The 5,525-nt window shown below is 41.5% G+C and carries 7 protein-coding genes; all 7 read right to left on the minus strand.

Annotation, left to right across the window (positions count from 1 at the left end; genetic code table 11):
• Positions 1-1,689: SPM autocatalytic domain-containing protein (locus SLS51_RS22235; RefSeq protein ID WP_500690693.1), on the minus strand; the 1,689-nt coding region annotated here is incomplete at its 3' end.
• 34 nt (positions 1,690-1,723) lie between these two features.
• On the minus strand, positions 1,724-2,245 hold the full coding sequence (locus SLS51_RS22240; RefSeq protein WP_113041567.1) for a DUF5625 family protein: 522 nt from the start codon (positions 2,243-2,245) through the stop codon (positions 1,724-1,726).
• 58 nt (positions 2,246-2,303) lie between these two features.
• Positions 2,304-2,834 carry a DUF5625 family protein gene (locus SLS51_RS22245; protein ID WP_323840702.1) on the minus strand — a complete coding sequence of 177 codons (531 nt, stop codon included), beginning with the start codon at positions 2,832-2,834 and terminating at the stop codon, positions 2,304-2,306.
• A gap of 48 nt (positions 2,835-2,882) precedes the next feature.
• Entirely contained in the window at positions 2,883-3,404 is a 522-nt protein-coding gene (locus tag SLS51_RS22250; protein ID WP_323840703.1) for a DUF5625 family protein, read from the minus strand.
• Between the two features lie 58 nt (positions 3,405-3,462).
• A complete protein-coding gene (locus SLS51_RS22255) occupies positions 3,463-3,993 on the minus strand; it encodes a DUF5625 family protein (RefSeq protein ID WP_323840704.1) in 531 nt (176 codons plus the stop codon).
• Between the two features lie 58 nt (positions 3,994-4,051).
• Positions 4,052-4,576, minus strand: coding sequence for a DUF5625 family protein (locus SLS51_RS22260; RefSeq protein WP_323840705.1), 525 nt, complete (start codon positions 4,574-4,576; stop codon positions 4,052-4,054).
• Between the two features lie 185 nt (positions 4,577-4,761).
• The gene (locus SLS51_RS22265; RefSeq protein WP_323840706.1) at positions 4,762-5,298 is read right to left on the minus strand and encodes a DUF5625 family protein; all 537 of its coding nucleotides are present in this window, start codon (positions 5,296-5,298) and stop codon (positions 4,762-4,764) included.
• Between the last annotated feature and the right edge of the window lie 227 nt (positions 5,299-5,525).

Raw genomic sequence — 5,525 nt, forward strand, 5'->3', positions numbered from 1 at the left:
GACCAGCCAACTGCCAGTTTTTGCCGCAATCAGCGTATCATTGCCGCTGCCACCATACAGATTGCTGACTCCCAGTTGCTCCGCATTTAGGGTTTCATCTGTTTCACTCTGACTGGCGTAAGCCGTGGTTGTGATATCGTTGTGTGTGGAGGTCACTCGCGTGCCCGCTCCCTCAGTACTTAGGGTATTGCTGACGGGGTCACCGAGAAAATCGACGGCCAGCACTGCCTGAGTTTTACCATTGATAGTAAACGACCCACTGGCAACGACCTTATTCCCATCACGCACTTCTGTTTTGTTCGAAGCCCGGGCGTTTATCTGAGTAATACCCCATTCCGCCAGTGTCTTGAGTTCGCCCGCATCGACTTTTGCATCGTGTGTGCCATCAACCCAGACCCGTAATTTACCCCAGATCGGATCACGTTCATCAATCACGCCGTCTTTGTTGGCATCTTCACTGGCTAAAGCACCGAAGCCATTATTGAATTTTTTTTCGCCAGCGGATCCGTTTATTCCGGCCTTACCACCGTAGTATTCGGAAAACATCTGGCCGGCATTTTTTATCTGACCGCTACCATCATCGATCACCAGTATTCCGGTATTGCGATCCGCCCAGCCGCTGCGCTTAAGCGTGCCACTGTTGTCCATGTCGAACAGCACGCCGTCACGGATATCCGTCATATGCACGCCATTGCCACTCAGATCCAATAACAGCGGGTCAACATAAGTGTTAAACGTTGTCATCGCCGACAAACCGTTCAACGTCACAGCGTTACGCAGGCCGAAGTCCAGTTTGCTAGTGTCCCCGGGTTGGTAGAAAGGCTTGTAGAACTCTGACAGATAGGTATTAGGTCGGACATTGGGGTCAAGCTGCATTTCACCGGGACGAATACCACCGGTGGCAAGACCTGCCATCTGGGTGGAGGCGAAGTCTGTTTTATTGAGCATATCCCCGAGGGCAGATATTTTATGTGTTGCGGAATTTTGTATAAACCCGTTAGCAACATCCTGCTGCGCTTTGTTTTCGCCCTGAATATGCCGCAGAGGTTTTGGCGTGGACACGATATCGATGTTAATCAATGGCTTCATCGGTAGAGTGATTTTCGTATCCTCTGGCCTAAGCCATAAACACGCTCGACCACTTTCATCGTCCAGATAATAAAAGTCACTATAACGAATATAACGACTCAAGTTGTCACGGATAATTCGACTTCCATTATTTTGCAACATATCACGCAAATGCATAGGATTATGATTAGGGAACAGTTCTCCCTTGGAACCTTTTTCGTTATAGCCAATGGCTTTTAATGATGCAAATACGAAATCCACGCAACTGTTTTTAGCCACGTTGTAATGCTTAGCATCAAATCCAACTAACGATGGGTCTTCTGAAAAAACTTTTAACCTGTTGTACTGAAATTCAGTCAATTCTACGGTGGTTTCGTAAGAAGTCTGTTGGTAGGCCGCATCATCATAAATGGTTATGTTCCCTTCACCAAGCATTTGGTCATACTTTGACTCGAAGCCAAAACTCGCTTTATTCCCGTTGCCGTCATTTAAAACATACCACATATGACCGCCAAATGAAGAATGTACGTCTCCAGCTTTGTGTTTTACTTTATCGGCCTGATAAATATATTTCGCCCCCATCGGAGCAACTTTATAGGTTACAGTATATTTCTTTTTCATACTCGTTATTTCCTTGTTTTTTTACAGATGTGAATCAAATTTTCGGATTGTAATAGGTGAACTCGGCAAAACTCTCAATGCCATTAAAAGCAGGCACATCCTCTAGGGTTGTAACAACAGCAGAGTAGCGTCCGGCGGGTAACTCTAGTATTTTAATATTGCGCGCTGCCGTATTTATCCTTCGCTCTTCGTAATAGAAAGCACGTATCCAACCATACCCCACCGCGTTTATTTCCTTGTCAAAAAAAACCTTGCCGTCTTTAACCAAACGAAGCGAAACGGGGATAACAATCCCATCATGATCAAGATTCCCGAACAACTTAAATCGCCTTTCCATTTCATCAAAACCACGCCCAGTCGCAAACAGCAGGGCAAATTGATAATTTCCTTCCTTGCTGATTTCAAAATCAAATTTAACTGATTGACCAGACTGTGTCACATCAATCGGTTTGTATATATCAATGTACTTAGAGCAGGCCATTAATAATGTACAGCTCATAAAAATAATAATATTTCGCCAATTTTTAAACCTTTCATATATACGTAATAATTTCATTTCTTCACTCCAAATTTTGATATTTCCTTTGTTTATACTGATACCATTTTAAATCTTCTTAAATTTTCGGATTGTAATAGGCGAACTCGACAAAACTCTCGATGTCATTAAAGGCAGGAACATCCTCCAGAGTGGTAATGACCGCAGAGTAACGTCCCGGGGGTAACTCAAGTATTTTTATATTGCGCACCGTGGCATTTATACTTCTCTCTTTGTAATAGAAGGATTGTATCCAACCACTGCCCACTGTGTTTATTTTCTCGTCAAAAAAAACCTTACCGTCTTTAACCAGACGAAGCGAAACGGGAATTGCAATCCCATTCTTATCAATACTCCCGAACAATTTATCCCGCCTTTCCATTTCATAAAAACCATTCCCATTAGCAAACAGCAGGGCAAACTGATAATCCCCAGCCTTTCTCTTGCTGAGTTCAAAATTAATCTCAACGGATTGCCCCGAATGAGACACTTCAATCGGTTTACGTATAGTATCAATGTGCTTAGAGCAGGCCATTAATAAGGCACAGCTCATAAAAATAATAATGTTGCGCCAGTTTTTGAATCTTTCGTGTACCTGTAATACTTTCATTTCTTCACTCCAAATTTTTATATTTCCTTTGTTTATATTAATACCCGTTTAAATCTTCGGCTTGAAATAAGTGAGCTCGACAAAACTCTCAATGCCATTAAAAGCGGGGACATCCTCCAAGGTGGTAATGACAGCAGAATAACGCCCAGGAGGTAACGAAAGTGTTTTAATTTCTCGCACAGCCGTATTTATACTTCTCTCTTCGTAATTGAAGACACGCCCTCCTTCGGATCCCGCAGCGTTTATTTTCTTGTCAAAAAAAATCTTGCCATCTTTAACGATATGGAGTGAAACGGGGGTTATTACTCCATCTTTATAAACTCTCCCAAACAACTCAAACCTCCTTGCCATTTCATCATAATCATCCGTAGTAGCAAACAGCAGGACAAACTGATAATTGCCTTCCTTGCTGATTTCAAAATCAATTTTGACTGACTGACCAGACTTCGACACGTCAATCGGTTTGTATATATCAATGGGCTTAGAGCAGGCCATTAATAATGTACAGCTCATAAAAATAACAATATTTCGCCAATTTTTAAACCTTTCATATATACGTAATAATTTCATTTCATCACTCCAAATTTTGATATTTCCTTTGTTTATACTGATACCATTTTAAAAATTCCTAAATCTTCGGATTAAAATATATGAGCTGTACAAAACTCTGAATGCCATTAAAGACTAGGACATCCTCCAGAATAGTAATGACAGCAGAGTAGCTTCCTGGGGGTAACACAAGTGTTTTAATTTCTCGCACAGTCGTATTTACTAATCTCATTTCGTAATAGAAAGATTCCCACCCATCGAGCCTCACCGTATTTATTTCCTTTTCAAAAAAAATCTTGCCGTCTTTAACCAGACGAAGCGAAACAAGAACGGCCACCCCATCATGGTTAATATTTCCAAACAACTTGCGTCGTCTCTCCTTTTCATTATGACCACGCCCATTCGCAAACAGCAGGGCAAACTGATAATTTCCAGCCTGTCTCTTGCTGAGTTCAAAATTAATCTCGACGGATTGCCCCGAATGCGACACATCAATCGGCTTGCGTATAACATCAATGTAATTAGAGCATGCTACTAACCAGATACAACTCAAAAAAATAATAATGTTGCGCCAGTTTTTGAATCTTTCGTGTACCTGTAATATTTTCATCACGTCACTCCACACCTTGATATTTTCTTTGTTTATACCGATACCATTTTAAACCTTCCTAAATCTTCGGATTAAAATACGTGAGCTGTACAAAACTCTCAATGCCATGAAAAGCAGGCACATCTTCCAGTGTCGTAATTACCGCAGAGTAACGTCCGGGGGGTAACTCCAGTATTTCAATATCGCGCACCGCGGTATTTATACTTCTCTCTTTGTAATAGACGGTACGCCCCCAACCGTACCCCACCGCATTTATTTCCTCGTCAAAAAAAATTTTACCATCTTTAATCACACGAAGTGAAACGGGGATGGCAACCCCGTCCTTATCAATACTCCCGAACAACTTATCCCGCCTTTGCATTTCACCAAAACCACGCCCAGTAGCAAACAGCAGAGCGAACTGATAATTCCCTTTCTTACTAATTTCGAAATCAATTTTGACTGACTGGCCAAACTTCGTCACATCAATCGGTTTATATATTGTATCAATGTGCTTAGAGCAGGCCATTAATAATGTACAGCTCATAAAAATAATCATATTTCGCCAGTTTTTGAATCTTTCGTGTACCTGTAATACCTTCATTTCATCACTCCCAATTTTGATATTTCCTTTGTTTGTACTTGTCGTGCTTCAATAAGCATTATTAAATCGGCGGTAGTTTATATCTGCTTATACTCCTACTGAAGACTCATAATTACTGAATTCAGACTTGATCAAAATCGCCACCGGATTAATATTATCTACCCTCAACTCTGGGAATAGAGCGGCTATAACAGATTGTAGATCTGACCATTGAATACACCATCCGTAATATGTACAAAGCTCTCAATGCCATTAAAAGCTGGCACATCTTCCAGGGTGGTAATCACCATCGAGTAATGTCCGGGAGTGAACTGAAATATGTCAATAGTACGTACCGCCGTATCTATCTTTTTCTCTTTATAATGGACGGTATGCATCAGCGTTGCACCCACTGTGTTTATTTCCTCGTCAAAAAGAACTTTGCCGTCTTTAACCAGACGAAAAGTAATAGGTATGGCAACTCCATCAACATGAGCACGGAATAACTCAGATCGTCTTTCTTTTTCCTCCTGACTATCCCCAATCGCAAATAACAGGGAAACCCGATACTCTCTAACCTCGCTGATTTCAAAATCAATCTCGACAGATTGCCCCGAATGCGACACATCAATTGGTTTATATATATCCATCGACTTAGAGCAAGCCATTAATAAGGCGCAGCTCAAAAAAATAATAATGTTGCGCCAATTTTTGAACCTTTCATATATACGTAATACTTTCATTTCATCACTCCAAATAAAGTAAGGCTGCGAAAAACATTAACGGTCACTTATCTCAAACCCGGAAAACGGTGAGTATGGCGAGCCGGGTTCACAGAGCTGCCCTCACAACCTACCGTTCTCTCAGACTTTCATCTATATGTTGCTGTAATGGACTCAAGAAGTAATCGATCACGCGACGTTGATCGGTTTTTATTTCTGCCGTGATCGACATGCCCGGAGACAGTGGG

It is taken from the genome of Photorhabdus africana, from assembly GCF_035181445.1.
Taxonomy (GTDB): domain Bacteria; phylum Pseudomonadota; class Gammaproteobacteria; order Enterobacterales; family Enterobacteriaceae; genus Photorhabdus; species Photorhabdus laumondii.